Raw genomic sequence first — 18,679 nt, forward strand, 5'->3', positions numbered from 1 at the left:
ATTCTCGAACTTAATGTTGTGAATGGTATGGCAGGGTCATCCATGCCTGTTTAGCGGCCATCAACTCATGTCTGTTCGCTGTCTGGTCACAGGGAAAGAACGCAGAACTGAAACGACAAGACGGATTGAGTGACAAGCCCGGAATTTAGCCACTTCACGCACTGTTCATGTTAACAACGGGAAGTATCGGGTAAAACAAGATTCAAACAACAAGATATGTTTAAAACGAAGTCATAGCTAACTTAGCACGACTTCAGCCGGGCGTCCAGAGTTCCGAATCATTTAGCCGGGGGCTCTGAACGCACAGCGGAGAAACCTTACGCCAGGTTAGCGTCGAGGAACTCTTTCAGTTGACCTTTGGACAGCGCGCCCACTTTGGTCGCCGCCACTTCGCCGTTTTTGAACAGCAGCAGGGTCGGAATACCACGGATACCGTATTTTGGTGCGGTGCCCGGGTTCTGGTCGATGTTCAGCTTGGCAACGGTCAGTTTGCCCTGATATTCGTCGGCGATCTCATCCAGAATCGGGGCGATCATTTTGCAAGGACCACACCATTCAGCCCAGAAATCGACGAGGATCAGCCCGTCAGCCTTAAGTACGTCCGTGTCAAAACTGTCGTCAGTCAGGTGAATAATTTTATCGCTCATATATAACTCCACAGGAATAAGCCTGGTACGTTGGTTTTGTCTCCACCAACGACGCGTTGATGTCGCATTAACCAACTAAAGGTTGACTTTATTTCACCGGATACGCTTTCGTAAAGCAATAGTAAGCTGATATTCTACCACACTATGAGCAAAACACATTTAACAGAACAGAAGTTTTCCGACTTCGCGCTGCACCCGAAGGTGATTGAAGCCCTTGAAAATAAAGGGTTTCATAACTGCACGCCCATTCAGGCCCTCGCGCTGCCGCTGACGCTGGCCGGTCGCGATGTTGCCGGGCAGGCGCAAACCGGTACCGGCAAAACGATGGCGTTTTTAACGTCAACGTTTCATTATTTACTTTCTCACCCAGCGATTGCAGACCGCAAAGTTAACCAGCCGCGCGCGCTAATTATGGCCCCGACGCGAGAACTGGCGGTACAGATCCACGCAGACGCTGAACCCCTGGCGCAGGCTACCGGCCTGAAGCTGGGCCTGGCCTATGGCGGCGACGGCTACGATAAGCAGCTGAAAGTGCTGGAAAGCGGTGTGGATATCCTGATCGGTACCACCGGCCGTCTTATCGATTACGCCAAACAGAACCACATTAACCTCGGTGCCATCCAGGTTGTGGTGCTCGATGAAGCTGACCGCATGTACGATCTGGGCTTCATTAAAGACATCCGCTGGCTGTTCCGCCGTATGCCTCCGGCTAATCAGCGCCTGAATATGCTGTTCTCTGCAACCCTCTCCTACCGCGTTCGCGAGCTGGCGTTCGAACAGATGAACAACGCCGAATACGTAGAAGTGGAACCGGAGCAGAAAACGGGTCACCGCATTAAAGAAGAGCTCTTCTATCCTTCTAATGAAGAGAAAATGCGCCTGCTGCAAACGCTGATTGAAGAAGAGTGGCCAGATCGCGCCATCATCTTTGCCAACACCAAACACCGTTGTGAAGACATCTGGGGCCACCTGGCTGCCGATGGTCACCGTGTTGGCCTGTTGACCGGCGACGTGGCGCAGAAAAAACGCCTGCGAATTCTTGAAGAATTCACCCGTGGCGATCTCGATATTCTGGTCGCCACCGACGTGGCTGCACGTGGTTTACACATTCCAGCCGTAACGCACGTCTTTAACTACGATCTGCCAGACGACTGTGAAGACTACGTACACCGTATCGGTCGTACCGGTCGCGCGGGCGCAAGCGGTCACTCTATTAGCCTTGCGTGTGAAGAGTATGCGCTGAACCTTCCGGCCATTGAGACCTACATCGGTCACTCTATTCCGCAGAGCAAATACAATCCGGAAGCGCTGTTAAGCGAACTGCCGCCGCCTAAGCGTCTTACCCGCCCACGCTCCGGCAATGGTCCGCGTCGTTCAGGCGGCGCACCGCGTAATCGTCGTCGTTCAGGTTAAGAAAATATGCTCAGCTCCACCTCGCTTTATGCGGCAATTGATCTCGGTTCGAATAGTTTTCATATGCTGGTTGTGCGCGAGGTGGCGGGAAGCATACAAACGCTGACGCGCATTAAGCGCAAGGTCCGCCTCGCGGCGGGCCTGAGCAGCGACAATCACCTCTCGCCTGAAGCCATGGAACGTGGCTGGCAGTGCCTGCGACTCTTTGCCGAGCGTCTGCAGGATATCCCGCACGCCCAAATCACCGTTGTCGCCACTGCGACACTTCGCCTGGCGGTTAACGCCGTGGATTTTATTGCCAGAGCGCAGGAGATTCTCGGTTGCCCGGTTCAGGTTATCAGCGGTGAAGAAGAAGCTCGTCTGATTTATCAGGGTGTTGCACACACTACGGGGGGTGACGATCGCCGCCTGGTGGTGGATATCGGCGGAGCCAGTACCGAGCTGGTGACCGGCACCGGCGCGCAGGCTACGTCGCTGTTCAGCCTGTCGATGGGTTGCGTGACCTGGCTTGAGCGCTATTTTACCGATCGTAATCTGGGTAAAGAGAACTTCGACGAGGCAGAAAATGCCGCGCGCGAGGTATTACGTCCCGTGATGGACGAACTGCGCTATCACGGCTGGAAAGTGTGCGTGGGTGCGTCGGGGACCGTGCAGGCCCTGCAGGAAATCATGATGGCGCAGGGAATGGACGAGCGGATTACGCTTGCCAAACTTCAGCAGCTAAAACAGCGCGCCATCCAGTGCGGACGCCTGGAAGAACTGGAAATTGAAGGCCTGACGCTGGAACGCGCGCTGGTCTTCCCGAGCGGGCTGGCCATTCTGATCGCCATTTTCACCGAGCTCAACATCCAGTGTATGACCCTTGCCGGCGGCGCGCTGCGCGAAGGCCTGGTCTACGGGATGCTGCATCTGTCGGTCGATCAGGATATCCGCAGCCGAACCCTGCGCAACGTACAGCGTCGTTTTCTGGTTGATATCGATCAGGCAGGACGCGTATCGCAGCTGGCATCTCGCTTCGCCGATCAGGTCGCTAACGTCTGGGATCTTGATCATCTGAGCCGCGATTTATTGCTGAGCGCCTGTGCGCTGCATGAAGTGGGGCTGAGCATTGATTTTAAGCAGGCCCCCGCTCACGCAGCGTATCTGGTTCGCAACCTGGATTTACCGGGCTACACGCCCGCACAGAAAAAGCTGCTGGCAACGCTGCTGCTGAACCAGACCAACGCCGTTGATCTCTCATCTTTGCATCAGCAAAACGCCGTACCGCCGCGCGTGGCCGAACATCTGTGCCGCCTGCTGCGTCTGGCGATTCTGTTTGCCAGCCGCCGTCGCGATGATTTGCTGCCTGCAATCAATCTGGTGGCCGATGACGAAAAACTGTCGCTGACGCTGCCGGAAAACTGGATTGAACGTCACCCGCTTGGGGCAGAGATGATCGAGCAGGAGTGCCAGTGGCAGAGCTATGTGCACTGGGTGCTGGAAGTGAAGTAATACGCTGAACATTGCCGGGTGGCGGCTTCGCCTTACCCGGCCTACTCATCATTATCCTTTCTCTTTGGCTTTTGCCAGCATGGCGCGAATGTTCGCCACGTTAGCCTGCCCCTTATGCATCCGCTCTTCTGCGGTAATCACTTTGCGTTCCTGTTCCCAGATCAGGTCATCCTGCGGCAGCTCCAGCAGGAAACGGCTCGGCTCCGGGCGGACGAGTTCGCCATACTGACGGCGCTCTTTACACAGTGTGAACGTCAGCTCTTTCTGCGCGCGAGTAATCCCCACGTAGGCCAGGCGGCGCTCCTCGTCGACGTTATCTTCGTCAATGCTGCTCTGGTGCGGCAATAACCCCTCTTCCATACCAACCAGATAGACATACGGGAACTCCAGACCTTTTGACGCGTGCAGCGTCATCAGCTGTACCTGATCGGCTTCTTCTTCGCTCTCGCCGCGCTCCATCATGTCGCGCAGGGTAAAGCGGGTGACGACCTGCGTCAGGGTCATCGGCTCGTCGATTTCAGAGCCCTCCAGCATTTCGGTCATCCAGCTGAACAGCTGGTTAACGTTTTTCATCCGCATCTCAGCGGCTTTCGGGCTGGTCGAGGTTTCGTACAGCCAGGACTCATAGTCGATGCCGTGAATAAGATCGCGCACCGCCGCCACCGGCTCGCGCTCCGCGAGACGCTGCACTTCGCCGAGCCAGTGGGTGAATCGCGTTAGCGAATCATAGCCGCGACCGGTTAACGTCTGGCTCAGCCCCATGTCGAAGCTGGCGGTAAACAGGCTTTTATTACGCGTCATCGCCCACTCGCCCAGCTTTTGCAGCGTCGCCGGGCCAATCTCGCGCTTCGGCGTATTCACGATGCGCAGAAACGCGCTGTCGTCATCCGGGTTCGTGAGGACGCGCAGATAGGCCAGCAGATCTTTAATCTCTGGCCGTGAGAAGAACGACGTACCGCCCGAAATTTTGTACGGGATGCGGTTCTGCATCAGCATCTTTTCAAAGACGCGCGACTGGTGATTGCCGCGATAGAGGATCGCGTAATCCTTATATTCGGTTTTATTGACGAAGTGGTGGGCGATCAGTTCGCCCGTCACGCGCTCCGCCTCATGCTCTTCATTATTGGCGCTGAGCACCTTCAATTCAGTACCGTAACCCAGCTCGGAGAAGAGACGCTTCTCAAACACGTGCGGGTTATTGGCAATCAGGATATTTGCTGCCTTCAGGATACGCCCGGAGGAGCGGTAGTTTTGCTCCAGCTTAATCACCTGCAGCGCCGGAAAATCTTTGCTCAGCAGCACCAGGTTTTGCGGACGCGCGCCGCGCCAGGAGTAAATTGACTGGTCGTCGTCGCCGACCACGGTGAAACGCGCGCGCTGCCCCACCAGCAGCTTCACCAGCTCGTACTGGCTGGTGTTGGTGTCCTGATACTCATCCACCAGCAGATAGCGAATTTTGTTCTGCCAGCGCTCGCGAACCTCTTCGTTCCGCTGCAGCAGCAGCGTGGGCAGCAGAATCAGGTCGTCAAAGTCCAGCACGTTGCACGCTTTCATATGTGCATCGTACAGACCGTAGCAGTGGGCGAAGATCCGATCCCGTTCGCCTTTGGCGATCGCCGCGGCCTGGGCCGGGGTCATCAGATCGTTTTTCCAGTTTGAGATCGTTGAGATCAGCTGCTGCAACAGCACCTTGTCATCTTCGATCAACCCCTCGGTGAGCTCTTTGAGCAACGCCACCTGGTCGGTGTCATCGAAGAGCGAGAAGTTGGACTTCATTCCCAGCGCAGCATACTCGCGTTTAATGATATCCAGCCCCAGTGTGTGGAAGGTAGAGATCATCAGGCCGCGCGCCTCTTTTCGTCCCAGCGTCTGGCCGACACGCTCTTTCATCTCACGCGCCGCTTTATTAGTAAACGTCACCGCCGCAATGTGCCGGGCCTGATAGCCACAGCCGCGGATCAGGTGCGCAATCTTGTTGGTGATCACGCGGGTTTTACCGGATCCAGCCCCCGCCAGCACCAGACACGGTCCGGTGACAAATTCGACGGCTTGTTGTTGTCCGGGGTTTAAACGCATAAATGATCGCTCAATGAAAGTCAGGAGGGGAGAATAACAGCGTGGTAGTATAGCGAGCCTAATCCATACCACTCAAGGCACGATCATGGCAAAAACAGCAGCAGCACTGCATATTCTTGTTAAAGAAGAGAAACTGGCTCTGGATCTTCTGGAGCAGATCAAAAACGGCGCCGACTTCGGCAAACTGGCGAAGAAGCACTCCATCTGTCCTTCAGGCAAACGCGGCGGCGATCTGGGTGAATTCCGCCAGGGTCAGATGGTACCGGCGTTCGATAAAGTGGTCTTCTCCTGCCCGGTGCTGGAGCCAACCGGCCCGCTGCACACGCAGTTCGGCTACCACGTGATTAAAGTGCTGTATCGCAAATAAAAAAGCCGGGTGGCGGCTACGCCTTACCCGGCCTACATCTTACGGTTTTGTAGGTCGGGTAAGCAAAGCGCCACCCGACAAAGTTGTTAACCCGCTACCGCGATACGCTTCATATCGGTCATGTAGCCACGCAGTTTGTGGCCCACTTTCTCGATCTGGTGGCTGCGAATCGCTTCGTTCACATCGCGCAGCTGCGCGTTGTCCACGGCACCTTCTGCAATCGCTTTACCCAGATCGCCCGTCTGCAGAGTGGTCATAAACTCTTTCAGCAGCGGTACGCAGGCGTAAGAGAACAGGTAGTTACCGTATTCTGCGGTATCAGAGATCACCACGTTCATTTCGTACAGACGCTTACGAGCGATGGTGTTCGCAATCAGCGGCAGCTCGTGCAGTGATTCGTAGTACGCAGACTCTTCAATGATGCCGGAATCCACCATGGTTTCGAACGCCAGCTCAACGCCTGCTTTCACCATCGCAATCATCAGGACGCCTTTATCGAAGTACTCCTGCTCGCCGATTTTACCTTCGTACTGTGGCGCGGTTTCGAACGCGGTCTTACCGGTCTCTTCACGCCAGGTCAGCAGTTTCTTATCGTCGTTCGCCCAGTCCGCCATCATGCCGGAAGAGAACTCGCCGGAGATGATGTCGTCCATATGTTTCTGGAACAGCGGCGCCATGATGGTTTTCAGCTGTTCAGACAGCGCGTAAGCACGCAGTTTTGCCGGGTTGGACAGACGGTCCATCATCAGCGTAATACCGCCCTGCTTCAGCGCTTCGGTGATGGTCTCCCAGCCGAACTGAATCAGTTTTTCCGCGTATGCCGGGTCGGTGCCCTCTTCCACCAGCTTATCGAAGCACAGCAGAGAACCGGCCTGCAGCATGCCGCACAGAATGGTCTGCTCGCCCATCAGGTCAGATTTCACTTCGGCAACGAAGGACGATTCCAGCACGCCCGCACGGTGGCCGCCGGTCGCCGCAGCCCATGCTTTGGCAATCGCCATACCTTCACCTTTCGGATCGTTTTCCGGGTGAACCGCGATCAGCGTCGGCACGCCGAAACCACGCTTGTACTCTTCACGCACTTCGGTACCCGGGCACTTCGGTGCCACCATCACTACGGTGATGTCTTTACGGATCTGCTCGCCCACTTCAACGATGTTGAAGCCGTGGGAGTAACCCAGCGCCGCGCCGTCTTTCATCAGCGGCTGTACGGAACGCACAACGTCTGAGTGCTGCTTGTCCGGCGTCAGGTTAACCACCAGATCCGCCTGCGGGATCAGCTCTTCGTAGGTCCCCACTTTGAAGCCATTTTCGGTCGCTTTGCGCCAGGAGGCACGCTTCTCGGCAATCGCTTCTTTGCGCAGGGCGTAGGAGATATCCAGACCGGAGTCACGCATGTTCAGGCCCTGGTTCAGACCCTGTGCGCCACAGCCGACGATGACCACTTTTTTACCCTGAAGGTAGCTCGCGCCATCGGCAAATTCATCGCGCGCCATGAAGCGGCATTTGCCCAGCTGCGCCAGCTGCTGGCGCAAGTTCAGTGTATTAAAGTAGTTAGCCATGGGTGATACCTCGTGATGTTGTGTGTCTTATTGTTCGGTTCGCGTTTCAGCGAGAATGTACCCACATTACAACAGGAAATTTATTGCGGAAATTGATATATTCACAACGTCACATTGCAGTTTATGCAATGTAAAAAGAGGGAGTGGAATCGGTGGATTTACGCGATCTGAAAATGTTCCTGCATCTGGCGGAAAGCCGTCACTTTGGCCGCAGCGCCCGGGCGATGCACGTCAGCCCCTCCACGCTGTCGCGCCAGATCCAGCGCCTTGAGGAAGATCTCGGCCAGCCGCTGTTCGTGCGCGATAACCGCACCGTCACCCTCACGGAAGCGGGCGAAGAGCTGCGCATTTTTGCCCAGCAGACGCTGCTGCAGTACCAGCAGCTGCGGCACTCTATCGATCAGCAGGGGCCGTCACTCTCCGGTGAGCTGCATATTTTCTGCTCCGTGACCGCCGCCTACAGCCATCTGCCGCCCATCCTTGACCGCTTTCGCGCGGCGCATCCGTCGGTTGAAATTAAGCTCACTACCGGCGACGCTGCCGACGCGATGGAAAAAGTGGTGACGGGCGAAGCGGATCTCGCCATTGCCGGGAAGCCGGAAACCCTGCCGGGCGCGGTAGCGTTCTCGATGCTGGAAAATCTGGCGGTGGTGTTGATTGCCCCGGCGCTGCCCTGCCCGGTGCGTAACCAGGTGTCGGTGGAAAAACCGGACTGGTCCACGGTGCCGTTTATCATGGCCGATCAGGGACCGGTGCGTCGCCGCATAGAGCTGTGGTTCCGCCGTCAGAAAATCAGCAACCCGTCGATTTACGCCACCGTCAGCGGCCATGAGGCGATGGTGTCGATGGTGGCGCTGGGCTGCGGCGTGGCGCTGCTGCCGGAAGTGGTGCTGGACAACAGCCCGGAGCCGGTGCGCAATCGCGTGATGATTTTAGAGCGCAGCGACGAGAAAACGCCGTTTGAGCTTGGCGTGTGCGCACAAAAAAAGCGGCTGCATGAGCCGCTTATTGATGCATTCTGGACGATACTGCCGAACCACTAAAGCCGGGTGGCGCTGCGCTTACCCGGCCTACATGCCGCTCAGCCCTTAGCCTGCCAGGAAGAAGCGGAACGCCGGGTTGTGGGTTTCGTCATGGCACTCGTAGCCCAGCTCGTTCAGCCGCGTTTCGAAATCCGGCTCGTGCTCGCCCAGTTCGAATGCCGCCAGCACGCGGCCGTAGTCTGTGCCGTGGCTGCGGTAGTGGAACAGAGAGATGTTCCAGTGCGTGCCCAGCGTGTGCAGAAACTTGAGCAACGCGCCCGGCGATTCCGGGAACTCAAAGCTGAACAGGCGTTCCCTGAGCGGCTTGGAAGGACGGCCGCCGACCATGTAACGCACGTGCAGCTTCGCCATCTCGTCGTCGGAGAGATCGACCACGCTATAGCCGCCCTCATGCAGCAGGTTGAGGATCTCTTTGCGCTCCTCCACGCCGCGGCTCAGACGCACGCCGACAAAAATGCAGGCGTCTTTGGCATCGGCAAAACGGTAGTTAAACTCCGTCACCGAACGACCGCCCAGCAGCTGACAGAACTTCAGGAAGCTGCCCTTCTCTTCCGGAATAGTCACCGCCAGCAGCGCTTCACGCTGTTCGCCCAGCTCGCAGCGCTCGGACACATAGCGAAGACCGTGGAAGTTCACGTTGGCACCGGAAAGCACGTGCGCCAGACGCTCGCCGCGGATGTTGTGCTGCGCGATGTATTTTTTCATGCCCGCCAGCGCCAGCGCGCCGGACGGTTCCGCCACCGCACGCACGTCTTCGAAGAGATCTTTCATCGCCGCGCAGATAGCGTCGCTGTCGACGGTGACGATATCGTCGAGATACTCCTGGCACAGGCGGAAGGTTTCGTCGCCAATGCGCTTCACCGCCACGCCCTCGGCAAACAGACCGACGCGCGGCAGGTCGACCGGATGCCCAGCATCCAGCGCCGCTTTCAGGCAGGCGGAGTCTTCCGCTTCCACCGCAATGACTTTGATCTGCGGCATCAGCTGTTTGATCAGCACCGCCACGCCTGCGGCTAAACCGCCGCCGCCCACCGGGACAAAGACGCGGTCGAGATGGGCATCCTGCTGCAGCAGCTCCAGCGCCAGCGTGCCCTGCCCGGCAATCACCATCGGGTGGTCGAACGGCGGCACCCAGGTGAACCCCTGCTGCTGCGCCAGTTCAATCGCTTTGGCCTTTGCTTCGTCAAAGTTGGCCCCGTGGAGCAAGACTTCGCCGCCGAAACCGCGCACCGCGTCGACCTTGATATCGGCGGTAGCAACCGGCATCACGATCAGCGCTTTCAGCCCCAGACGGGCAGACGAGAACGCCACGCCCTGGGCGTGGTTGCCCGCCGACGCGGTAATCACCCCGCGCGCTTTCTGCTCGTCGGTCAGCCCGGCCATCATCGCGTAGGCGCCGCGCAGCTTGAAACTGTGCACCGGCTGGCGGTCTTCGCGCTTCACCAGAATGACGTTGTCGAGGCGCGAAGAGAGTTTTTCCATTTTCTGCAGGGGGGTGACCTGCACGGCTTCATAGACCGGTGCGCGCAGCACCGCCCTGAGATATTCCGCCCCCTCGGGGGCGGCGGATAAGGGTTGTGACTCGGCCATCATTAGCCCCCAAGTTTAGATTTATCGCGCACCGCGCCTTTATCTGCACTGGTGGCAAGGCTCGCGTAGGCGCGCAGGGCAAAGGAGACTTCGCGCTGGCGGTCTTTCGGCGTCCAGGCTTTGTCGCCGCGCGCTTCCTGCGCTTCACGACGGGCCGCAATTTCCTGGTCGCTCAGCTTGAGCTGAATGCCGCGATTCGGAATGTCGATTTCGATCAGATCGCCGTCTTCGATGATGGCGATGTTGCCGCCGCTTGCCGCTTCCGGGGAAACGTGGCCGATAGAGAGGCCGGAAGTGCCACCGGAGAAACGACCGTCGGTGATCAGCGCACAGGCTTTACCGAGGCCCATGGATTTCAGGAAGGTGGTCGGGTAGAGCATCTCCTGCATGCCCGGCCCGCCTTTTGGCCCTTCGTAGCGAATGACCACCACGTCGCCTTCCACCACTTTGCCGCCGAGGATGGCGTCTACCGCTTCATCCTGGCTTTCGTACACCTTCGCCGGACCGGTGAATTTCAGGATGCTGTCGTCCACGCCAGCGGTTTTCACGATGCAGCCATTTTCCGCAAAGTTACCGTACAGCACGGCCAGGCCGCCGTCTTTGCTATAGGCATGCTCCAGCGAGCGGATGCAGCCTTCAGCGCGGTCATCGTCCAGGGTATCCCAGCGGCAGTCCTGCGAGAACGCCTGGGTAGTACGAATACCAGCAGGGCCCGCGCGGAACATTTTTTTCACCGCGTCGTCTTTGGTCAGCATCACGTCGTACTGGTTCAGCGATTCCGGCAGCGACAGGCCAAGCACGTTTTTCACGTCACGGTTCAGCAGCCCGGCGCGATCCAGCTCGCCGAGGATACCGATGACGCCACCCGCGCGATGCACGTCTTCCATATGGTACTTCTGGGTACTCGGTGCGACCTTACACAGCTGCGGCACTTTACGGGAGAGCCTGTCGATGTCGCTCATGGTGAAGTCGATTTCGGCTTCCTGCGCAGCGGCCAGCAGGTGCAGAACGGTGTTGGTGGAACCGCCCATGGCGATGTCCAGGGTCATGGCGTTCTCGAACGCCGCTTTGCTGGCGATGCTGCGCGGCAGCGCGCTGGCGTCGTCCTGCTCGTAGTAGCGCTTAGTCAGTTCAACGATGCGTTTACCGGCGTTGAGGAACAGCTGCTTACGGTCGGCGTGGGTCGCCAGCAGCGAGCCGTTGCCCGGCTGAGAGAGGCCCAGCGCTTCGGTCAGGCAATTCATGGAGTTCGCCGTGAACATACCGGAACAGGAGCCGCAGGTCGGGCACGCGGAGCGCTCCACCTGGTCACTCTGCTCGTCAGAGACTTTCGGGTCCGCGCCCTGGATCATCGCATCGACCAGGTCGAGCTTGATGATTTTGTCGGAGAGCTTGGTTTTCCCCGCTTCCATTGGACCGCCGGAGACGAAGATCACCGGAATATTCAGGCGCAGGGAGGCCATCAGCATCCCCGGGGTGATTTTGTCGCAGTTGGAGATACAGACCATCGCATCGGCGCAGTGGGCGTTAACCATGTACTCTACCGAGTCGGCGATCAGCTCGCGCGACGGGAGTGAATAGAGCATGCCCCCGTGGCCCATCGCGATACCGTCATCCACCGCAATGGTGTTGAACTCTTTCGCCACGCCGCCGGAGGCTTCGATTTGCTCGGCAACCAGCTTACCGAGATCGCGCAGGTGCACGTGGCCCGGTACGAACTGGGTGAAGGAGTTCACCACGGCGATAATTGGCTTGCCGAAATCGGCGTCGGTCATTCCGGTGGCGCGCCACAGCGCGCGGGCACCGGCCATGTTACGGCCGTGGGTGGTGGTGGCTGAACGATACTTAGGCATGCTTTATTTACTCCCGTCAGACTATGTAATGGGACGGTGCGTGCCGTCCCAAATTTATATTTAGTGATTAACCTGATCCAACCAGCCGTATTTATCTTCTGTCTCGCCGGTGAAGAGGCCAAAGAACGCTTGCTGAATGCATTTGGTCACCGGGCCACAGCGGCCTTCGCCCACCTGAATGCCGTCTACGCTACGCACCGGCGTAATTTCAGCCGCGGTACCGGACATGAACACTTCATCGGCCAGGTACAGGGATTCGCGAGACAGCACCTGCTCGCGCACTTCGATACCCAAATCTTTCGCCAGCTTGATGATGGCGTCACGGGTGATGCCCGGCAGCGCGGACGAGGTGAATGGCGGGGTAAACAGAATGCCGTCTTTCACTTCAAACAGGTTTTCGCCTGCACCTTCGGAGATGTAGCCATTCACGTCGAGCGCGATACCTTCCTGGTAACCGTGACGGCGCGCTTCGCTGCCGACCAGCAGGGAAGAAAGGTAGTTACCGCCCGCTTTAGCCGCGGTCGGGATGGTGTTGGGTGCAACGCGATTCCAGGAAGAGACCATTGCGTCGATCCCCTGCTCAAGGGCTTCAGCACCCAGGTAGGCACCCCATGGGAACGCGGCAATGATCACATCGGTGTTGTAACCGGCTGGCGGGTTCACGCCCATGCCGACGTCGCCCACGAAGACCAGCGGACGAATATAGGCGCTGGTGAGGTTGTTCTTACGGATCACCTCGCGGCAGGCTTCCATCAGCTCATCCACACTCTGAGAAACCGGGAAACGATAAATTTTGGCTGAGTCATGCAGACGCTGCATGTGTTCGCGATGGCGGAACACCACTGGCCCTTTGTGAGAATCGTAGCAGCGGATGCCTTCAAACACGGAGGTACCGTAATGCAGCGCGTGGGACATCACGTGGACCTTCGCGTCCTCCCAGCGAACCATCTCACCGTTGAACCAAATGTAATCAGCTTTTTTTGTCGTCATTTTTTCGTCCTGTCACGCTTAAGCGCGGATTTGTTGTGATGTGGTTGTGCTCTGGCAGATGGCAACATGGGCAACGTCTACCAGCTTTGATAACTGACTAAACAGTAAGTCGACCGGCCGCGGGCTGGCAACGGTTAATTCGATACTGATGTTTTGCGCGTCGGTGGCCGTCTCCATATTCATAGAGCAAATCTGAAAACCACGATGACGCACCACGCGCAAAACGCGTTCTAATGTTTCCGGGTTGAAGCGAGCCTGCACGGCGACCTGATGTTGCATCATGATAATTTCTCCAGCATTTGTGAGTTACTGGCACCGGGCGGTACCAACGGCCAGACGTTCTCAAGCTCGTCGATTGAGACATGAAGCAGGTATGGCCCTTCGCTTGACAGCATGGTGTCGAGTGCCGCTTCAACCTGGTCTTTACGGGTGATGTGCTGACCAGGAATGCCGAAGGCGCTGGCCAGGGTGAGGAAATCGGGGTTATCGGTCAGGGTGGTTTCACTGTAACGTTCCTGGAAGAACAGCTGTTGCCACTGGCGAACCATCCCTAAACGCTGGTTATCGAGCAACACGATCTTCAGCGGTAACTGCTTGCGCTTCACGGTGCCGAGCTCCTGAACGTTCATCATGAAGGAGCCGTCACCGGAGATACAGATAACGGTATCGTTCGGGCGGGCAACCTGTGCGCCAACCGCGGCTGGCAGACCGAAGCCCATCGTCCCTAACCCGCTGGAAGTGATGAAGTTTTCCGGACGGGTGTAGGTCATGTGCTGGGCGGACCACATCTGATGCTGGCCGACATCGGTCGTCACCACGCTGTCGGCGGGCTTACGGTCGGACAGCTGCTTCAACAGCAGCGGCGCGTAGATGGCCTCGCCGGGGTGGTCGTAACGCCAGGCGTGTTCAGCGCGCATGTCGGCGGTATGCTGACGCCATGCGTTGATATCCAGCGGCTGCTGCAATGCCGGTAACAGCGCGTTGAGATCGCCCTGCAGCGCGACGTGCGCCTGACGCAGCTTGTTCATTTCCGCCGGGTCGATATCCATATGGATAACTTTGGCGTTCGGCGCAAAGGTATTCAGCTTACCGGTGACGCGGTCGTCAAAACGGGCACCGACGGCGATGAGCAGATCGCACGCCTGCACCGCCAGGTTTGCCGCTTTGGTGCCGTGCATCCCCAGCATGCCCAGATAGTAGGGGTAATCGGCATCTACCGCACCCAACCCTTTCAGCGTGCAGGTGGCAGGCATTTGCGTTGCCGCGATAAATTCGCGCAGGGCAGGAACCGCCTGCGCCATACCTACGCCACCACCAACGTACAGCATCGGCTGTTTCGCCTGCGCCAGCATCTGACGGGCCTCTTCGACTTCCGCATGCGGAAACGCGTCGTCGTGTCCAACGGTGGAGAAGTGCGGCTCCAGTTCGCCGTGTGCGACCTGGATATCTTTCGGGATATCGACCAGAACCGGACCAGGGCGGCCGGAGCTGGCAACCTCGAATGCTTCTGCCATTACGCGCGGCAGCTCTTCCAGAGACTGAACGAGAAAACTGTGTTTGGTGCAGGCCAGCGATAAACCGAGTACATCGACTTCCTGGAACGCGTCGGTGCCGATGAACGGAGAGGCTACCTGTCCGGTGATGGCAACAACGGGAACGGAATCCAGCAGCGCGTCTGCCAGACCGGTGATGAGGTTAGTTGCGCCCGGGCCTGACGTCGCCATACAGACACCGGTTTTACCGGTGGCACGGGCATAACCGATGGCGGCCATCGCTGCGCCCTGCTCGTGTCGGCACAACAGGTGCTCCACGCCGCCGTCATACAGTGCATCGTAAATCGGCATAATTGCGCCACCCGGATAACCGAATACTGTCTCGACTCCCTGCGCGCGCAACGCATGTACTACCCACTGTGCCCCATTCATAGTTAGTTCCCCGTCATAAATCGGGAGAAACAGAATTTTGTGCTACTTGTCATTCTCTGCTCCTCATTTACGTTTTTTAGTCATAAAAAAACCCCCGGACCTTTCGGTGCGGGGGTCTTAGTTCGTTAAGGCTTGATTTCTAAGCCTTTCCTCGTCCAAGTGCAGCCCCGCACGGTGGGATAATAATCACCACCACGCTAATCACGACCAGGCTAATCACTCGTAGAAGGGCTGTCATTTTCAGTTCTTTTTGCATCTTGTTCGAAGGAATACCTAAAGAGTTATCACAGTTTTTAAATCAAACACAAGATTTATTTATGACGGATTTGGTTAGCCCGCGAATCATAATTCTTAAAATCGTTGTTTTATATACGGAAATTAGAAAATGAATATTTTTCACTTTTTTACTCCTCCGCTAACCGTCAAAACAGGTTTTTTTTCGCTCTGCGAGGAGGGTTCCACGATTGTGCAATAGTTTCAGTGTGCTTTTAAAATCCCTGAACAGGCAGCGTAAATTCGCTAAATAGCGCTAAACAGGCATAACGCGTACTGGCATAGTCACACCAGGAGGTAGTGCAAATGTCACTGTCAGTTGTTTATACGCGTGCGGCTCTCGGGGTAAAGGCACCGCTTGTTTCCGTAGAGGTTCATTTGAGTAATGGGCTGCCCGGACTCACGCTTGTCGGGTTACCTGAAACGACGGTTAAAGAGGCCAGGGATCGCGTTCGCAGCGCAATAATAAATAGCGGTTATACCTTCCCCGCGAAGAAGATCACCATCAACCTTGCCCCCGCCGATCTGCCCAAAGAGGGCGGGCGATACGATTTACCTATCGCAATTGCGCTTCTCGCGGCTTCTGAGCAGCTTACTACGACCAGGCTAGGCTCGTACGAGTTCGTGGGTGAACTCGCGCTCACAGGCGCATTGAGAGGCGTTCCCGGTGCGATATCGGGAGCGCTGGAAGCAATTCGTGCAGGGCGGCAAATCATTGTCGCCAATGAAAACGCATCAGAAGTGAGTCTTATTGCCGAAAAGGGGTGTCTCATCGCCGGGCATCTTCAGGAAGTGTGTGCCTGGCTGGAAGGCCGACATGAACTGTCCGAGCCGGAGGAGTGCGACGAGGCTGTAGCAGATGCGCCAGAAGATCTCAGTGAGATCATGGGACAGGAGCAAGGTAAACGGGCGCTGGAGATTACGGCTGCAGGTGGACACAATCTCCTGCTGATTGGCCCGCCTGGTACAGGTAAAACGATGCTGGCGAGCAGGCTGAGCGGGTTGCTCCCGCCGCTCAATAACCATGAAGCGCTGGAAAGCGCTGCCATATATAGCCTCATCAGTTCGGCATCGTTGCAAAAACAGTGGCGCCGTCGCCCTTTTCGTTCCCCACATCATAGCGCTTCACTGACGGCAATGGTCGGCGGTGGGTCTATCCCCGGACCGGGTGAGATTTCACTGGCACACAATGGCATTCTGTTTCTTGATGAGTTGCCTGAGTTTGAGCGTCGCGTGCTGGATGCACTGAGAGAACCTATTGAATCTGGTGAAATACATATCTCGCGCACGCGGGCCAAAATAAGCTATCCCGCGCAGTTTCAACTGGTCGCTGCGATGAACCCCAGCCCCACGGGGCATTATCAGGGCAACCATAACCGCTGTACGCCAGAGCAGACGCTGCGCTATCTGGGAAAGCTTTCCGGCCCATTCCTCGACCGTTTCGATTTGTCTCTCGAAATCCCCCTTCCGCCGCCGGGCCTGCTCAGGCAGACGGGCATAACGGGTGAGAGCTCAGCAAAAGTGCGCGGGCGGGTGATCGCTGCCCAGGCACGACAATACGCCCGTCAAAACAGGCTGAATGCTCGGCTTGATAATGCCGGGATCCGGCAGTTTTGTTCGCTTAATAGTGAAGATGCAGGATGGCTTGAGGAGACGTTGACGCGCTTTGGGCTGTCTATACGTGCGTGGCAACGTTTGCTAAAAGTGGCCAGAACCATTGCTGACGTGGAGGGATGTACTGACATTGAGAGGAAACACTTGCAGGAGGCGCTGAGTTACCGCGCTATCGATCGTTTGCTGCTGCACCTGCAGAAGTTGCTGGCATAAAAAAAGGGGCCGTAGCCCCTTCTTATCATCTTAGTCATCAGACTCGGTGTAGTCTTCTGCACCTTCCATCTGCGGCTTACCGCCAGACAGCGTATGGAAGCGCTTTGGACGCTTAATGCGTGCCATATACTTGATCCATACACGTTCCGCTTCAGACTGCGGCTCACGCTCACCACGGCAAACAGAAACAAACTGTTTTTCGTCTTCGGTAGCAGGCTCACGCTTGCCCAGATCCAGCTCGTTAAAGGCATAACCATGGCGCTCAAGCAGTTGAGCTTCTTTGATGGTGAAATCGCCGTGACGAGAGAACCCGCGCGGATAATGTTTATTGTCGAAAAAACGATTAGTCGTCGTAAAGCTTTCCGCCATCCTACACGCTCCTAATTCTTTGGCCGAGCTATTTATGGCGCGGAGTATTAGTTACGCTTGACAGAGTGTAAAACAAAACATTTAAATCATAACGACAAATAATTTTGCGGAGAAAGATGTGGATACGGAATTGCTTAAAACTTTCCTTGAAGTGAGCAGAACACGCCACTTTGGGCGAGCAGCTGAAGCCCTTTACCTGACGCAGTCAGCAGTCAGTTTTCGTATTCGACAGCTGGAAAATCAACTGGGTGTGAATCTTTTTACCCGCCATCGCAACAATATCCGCCTCACGCCCGCCGGCGAAAAACTACTGCCGTACGCAGAAACGCTGATGAATACCTGGCAGGCGGCACGCAAAGAGGTTGCCCATACTTCGAGGCATAATGAGTTCTCGATAGGGGCCAGCGCTTCCCTGTGGGAATGTATGCTAAGTCAGTGGCTTTCCCGGCTTTATCAATCTCATAGCCATCTGCAATTTGAAGCCCGGATTGCGCAACGGCAGTCGCTGGTTAAGCAACTTCATGAGCGCCAGCTTGATCTTCTTATCACAACCGAAGCCCCCAAGATGGACGAATTTAGCAGCCAGATTGTGGGCCAATTTGGCCTGGCGCTTTATGCCTCTGAACCTTCGATGATGAAGGCAGACCTGACCTATTTGCGCCTGGAATGGGGGCCTGATTTTCAGCAGCATGAGACGGGCTTGATTGCACCTGATGACGTCCCACAGTTAACGACCAGCTCTGCAGAGATCGCCTGTCAGCAACTGCCCTTGCTGAGAGGTTGTACCTGGTTACCTGTTCGCTGGGCAGACACTAAAGCGGGGCTGCATACCGTAATGGATTCCACCACGCTTACCAGACCGCTGTATGCGATTTGGCTGCAAAACAGTGATAAGCAGTCGCAGATAAAAGATCTGTTAAAAATCAATGTAATGGATTGATACATCAGCCAGCAGGAATGCTGGCTGAATAGTAAGAAGAGACGTTTTTACAGTCTTTCAGGCAAAAAAAATCCTTTGCCGAAGCAAAGGATTCTATATGGCAGGGGCGGAGAGACTCGAACTCGCGACACCCGGTTTTGGAGACCGGTGCTCTACCAACTGAGCTACGCCCCTAAAGTTTTTTGCCATTAAGCCTGCCAGTAAGGCAGGCTTAATGTCTTAATAAGTGGCGGAACGGACGGGACTCGAACCCGCGACCCCCTGCGTGACAGGCAGGTATTCTAACCGACTGAACTACCGCTCCACCGAAGAC

Annotated in this window: 17 protein-coding genes and 2 tRNA genes; 6 read left to right on the top strand and 13 right to left on the bottom strand. The window is 56.6% G+C overall.

Features of this window, described 5'->3' with window-relative positions:
* Positions 1-317 precede the first annotated feature (317 nt).
* Positions 318-647, bottom strand: a complete 330-nt coding sequence (gene trxA, locus N6P30_RS19755; protein WP_006179218.1) for a thioredoxin TrxA — start codon at positions 645-647, stop codon at positions 318-320.
* Between the two features lie 144 nt (positions 648-791).
* Here trxA and rhlB point away from each other — a divergent pair, with 144 nt between their 5' ends.
* Positions 792-2,060, top strand: coding sequence for an ATP-dependent RNA helicase RhlB (gene rhlB / locus N6P30_RS19760; protein WP_021242834.1), 1,269 nt, complete (start codon positions 792-794; stop codon positions 2,058-2,060).
* A gap of 6 nt (positions 2,061-2,066) precedes the next feature.
* On the top strand, positions 2,067-3,551 hold the full coding sequence (gene gppA, locus N6P30_RS19765; protein ID WP_021242833.1) for a guanosine-5'-triphosphate,3'-diphosphate diphosphatase: 1,485 nt from the start codon (positions 2,067-2,069) through the stop codon (positions 3,549-3,551).
* Between the two features lie 51 nt (positions 3,552-3,602).
* Here gppA and rep read toward each other — a convergent pair whose 3' ends face one another.
* Positions 3,603-5,627, bottom strand: a complete 2,025-nt coding sequence (gene rep / locus N6P30_RS19770) for a DNA helicase Rep (RefSeq protein WP_023293576.1) — start codon at positions 5,625-5,627, stop codon at positions 3,603-3,605.
* 85 nt (positions 5,628-5,712) lie between these two features.
* On the opposite strand from rep, the gene ppiC reads away from it, so the two are divergent.
* Entirely contained in the window at positions 5,713-5,994 is a 282-nt protein-coding gene (gene ppiC, locus N6P30_RS19775; protein ID WP_008501570.1) for a peptidylprolyl isomerase PpiC, read from the top strand.
* 86 nt (positions 5,995-6,080) lie between these two features.
* Here the strand turns inward: ppiC and ilvC are convergent, their stop codons facing one another.
* Positions 6,081-7,556: a ketol-acid reductoisomerase gene (gene ilvC, locus N6P30_RS19780; RefSeq protein WP_021242831.1), complete on the bottom strand. Its 1,476-nt coding sequence runs from the start codon at positions 7,554-7,556 to the stop codon at positions 6,081-6,083.
* A gap of 152 nt (positions 7,557-7,708) precedes the next feature.
* On the opposite strand from ilvC, the gene ilvY reads away from it, so the two are divergent.
* Positions 7,709-8,599: an HTH-type transcriptional activator IlvY gene (gene ilvY, locus N6P30_RS19785; protein ID WP_023293577.1), complete on the top strand. Its 891-nt coding sequence runs from the start codon at positions 7,709-7,711 to the stop codon at positions 8,597-8,599.
* 45 nt (positions 8,600-8,644) lie between these two features.
* Here the strand turns inward: ilvY and ilvA are convergent, their stop codons facing one another.
* The 7 genes from ilvA to ilvL form a co-directional block, all read right to left on the bottom strand.
* Positions 8,645-10,189: a threonine ammonia-lyase, biosynthetic gene (gene ilvA, locus N6P30_RS19790; protein ID WP_024907958.1), complete on the bottom strand. Its 1,545-nt coding sequence runs from the start codon at positions 10,187-10,189 to the stop codon at positions 8,645-8,647.
* A 2-nt stretch (positions 10,190-10,191) separates the two neighbouring features.
* A complete protein-coding gene (gene ilvD / locus N6P30_RS19795) occupies positions 10,192-12,042 on the bottom strand; it encodes a dihydroxy-acid dehydratase (protein WP_021242828.1) in 1,851 nt (616 codons plus the stop codon).
* Positions 12,043-12,102: 60 nt separating this feature from the next.
* Positions 12,103-13,032: a branched-chain-amino-acid transaminase gene (ilvE, locus tag N6P30_RS19800; protein ID WP_023293579.1), complete on the bottom strand. Its 930-nt coding sequence runs from the start codon at positions 13,030-13,032 to the stop codon at positions 12,103-12,105.
* A gap of 18 nt (positions 13,033-13,050) precedes the next feature.
* Positions 13,051-13,314, bottom strand: a complete 264-nt coding sequence (ilvM, locus tag N6P30_RS19805; protein ID WP_003860184.1) for an acetolactate synthase 2 small subunit — start codon at positions 13,312-13,314, stop codon at positions 13,051-13,053.
* The gene (ilvG, locus tag N6P30_RS19810) at positions 13,311-14,957 is read right to left on the bottom strand and encodes an acetolactate synthase 2 catalytic subunit (protein ID WP_023293580.1); all 1,647 of its coding nucleotides are present in this window, start codon (positions 14,955-14,957) and stop codon (positions 13,311-13,313) included. The genes ilvM and ilvG overlap by 4 nt, the downstream gene beginning before the upstream one ends.
* 2 nt (positions 14,958-14,959) lie before the next feature.
* Complete coding sequence (ilvX, locus tag N6P30_RS19815; RefSeq protein ID WP_192930497.1) at positions 14,960-15,010, bottom strand: peptide IlvX; 51 nt, start codon at positions 15,008-15,010, stop codon at positions 14,960-14,962.
* A gap of 86 nt (positions 15,011-15,096) precedes the next feature.
* Positions 15,097-15,195, bottom strand: a complete 99-nt coding sequence (gene ilvL, locus N6P30_RS19820; RefSeq protein ID WP_001311244.1) for an ilv operon leader peptide — start codon at positions 15,193-15,195, stop codon at positions 15,097-15,099.
* 341 nt (positions 15,196-15,536) lie between these two features.
* On the opposite strand from ilvL, the gene N6P30_RS19825 reads away from it, so the two are divergent.
* Positions 15,537-17,057, top strand: a complete 1,521-nt coding sequence (locus tag N6P30_RS19825; RefSeq protein WP_023293581.1) for a YifB family Mg chelatase-like AAA ATPase — start codon at positions 15,537-15,539, stop codon at positions 17,055-17,057.
* A 30-nt stretch (positions 17,058-17,087) separates the two neighbouring features.
* Here N6P30_RS19825 and N6P30_RS19830 read toward each other — a convergent pair whose 3' ends face one another.
* The gene (locus N6P30_RS19830; RefSeq protein ID WP_008501577.1) at positions 17,088-17,426 is read right to left on the bottom strand and encodes a DUF413 domain-containing protein; all 339 of its coding nucleotides are present in this window, start codon (positions 17,424-17,426) and stop codon (positions 17,088-17,090) included.
* A 118-nt stretch (positions 17,427-17,544) separates the two neighbouring features.
* On the opposite strand from N6P30_RS19830, the gene hdfR reads away from it, so the two are divergent.
* Positions 17,545-18,366 (top strand): HTH-type transcriptional regulator HdfR, encoded by an 822-nt coding sequence (gene hdfR, locus N6P30_RS19835; protein WP_023293582.1) that lies wholly within the window; start codon positions 17,545-17,547, stop codon positions 18,364-18,366.
* Positions 18,367-18,464: 98 nt separating this feature from the next.
* On the opposite strand, the gene N6P30_RS19840 is transcribed toward hdfR, so the two are convergent.
* Together N6P30_RS19840 and N6P30_RS19845 are read right to left on the bottom strand one after the other, a co-directional pair.
* A tRNA-Trp gene (locus N6P30_RS19840) sits at positions 18,465-18,540 on the bottom strand.
* A gap of 53 nt (positions 18,541-18,593) precedes the next feature.
* Positions 18,594-18,670, bottom strand: a tRNA-Asp gene (locus tag N6P30_RS19845).
* Positions 18,671-18,679 lie beyond the last annotated feature (9 nt).

This window comes from Enterobacter sp. PL1 (genome assembly GCF_945957325.1).
In the GTDB taxonomy this organism is placed as follows: Bacteria; Pseudomonadota; Gammaproteobacteria; order Enterobacterales; family Enterobacteriaceae; genus Enterobacter; species Enterobacter roggenkampii.

Excerpts from the sequence above, each read along its gene's own strand:
- N6P30_RS19830 (WP_008501577.1), bottom strand. The coding sequence starts at position 17,426 with ATGGCGGAAAGCTTTACGACGACTAATCGTTTTTTCGACAATAAACAT.
- N6P30_RS19825 (WP_023293581.1), top strand. The coding sequence starts at position 15,537 with ATGTCACTGTCAGTTGTTTATACGCGTGCGGCTCTCGGGGTAAAGGCA.
- gppA (WP_021242833.1), top strand. The coding sequence starts at position 2,067 with ATGCTCAGCTCCACCTCGCTTTATGCGGCAATTGATCTCGGTTCGAAT.
- ilvE (WP_023293579.1), bottom strand. The coding sequence starts at position 13,032 with ATGACGACAAAAAAAGCTGATTACATTTGGTTCAACGGTGAGATGGTT.
- ppiC (WP_008501570.1), top strand. The coding sequence starts at position 5,713 with ATGGCAAAAACAGCAGCAGCACTGCATATTCTTGTTAAAGAAGAGAAA.
- rep (WP_023293576.1), bottom strand. The coding sequence starts at position 5,627 with ATGCGTTTAAACCCCGGACAACAACAAGCCGTCGAATTTGTCACCGGA.
- ilvL (WP_001311244.1), bottom strand. The coding sequence starts at position 15,195 with ATGACAGCCCTTCTACGAGTGATTAGCCTGGTCGTGATTAGCGTGGTG.
- trxA (WP_006179218.1), bottom strand. The coding sequence starts at position 647 with ATGAGCGATAAAATTATTCACCTGACTGACGACAGTTTTGACACGGAC.
- rhlB (WP_021242834.1), top strand. The coding sequence starts at position 792 with ATGAGCAAAACACATTTAACAGAACAGAAGTTTTCCGACTTCGCGCTG.
- ilvC (WP_021242831.1), bottom strand. The coding sequence starts at position 7,556 with ATGGCTAACTACTTTAATACACTGAACTTGCGCCAGCAGCTGGCGCAG.
- ilvD (WP_021242828.1), bottom strand. The coding sequence starts at position 12,042 with ATGCCTAAGTATCGTTCAGCCACCACCACCCACGGCCGTAACATGGCC.
- ilvM (WP_003860184.1), bottom strand. The coding sequence starts at position 13,314 with ATGATGCAACATCAGGTCGCCGTGCAGGCTCGCTTCAACCCGGAAACA.
- ilvG (WP_023293580.1), bottom strand. The coding sequence starts at position 14,957 with ATGAATGGGGCACAGTGGGTAGTACATGCGTTGCGCGCGCAGGGAGTC.
- ilvA (WP_024907958.1), bottom strand. The coding sequence starts at position 10,189 with ATGGCCGAGTCACAACCCTTATCCGCCGCCCCCGAGGGGGCGGAATAT.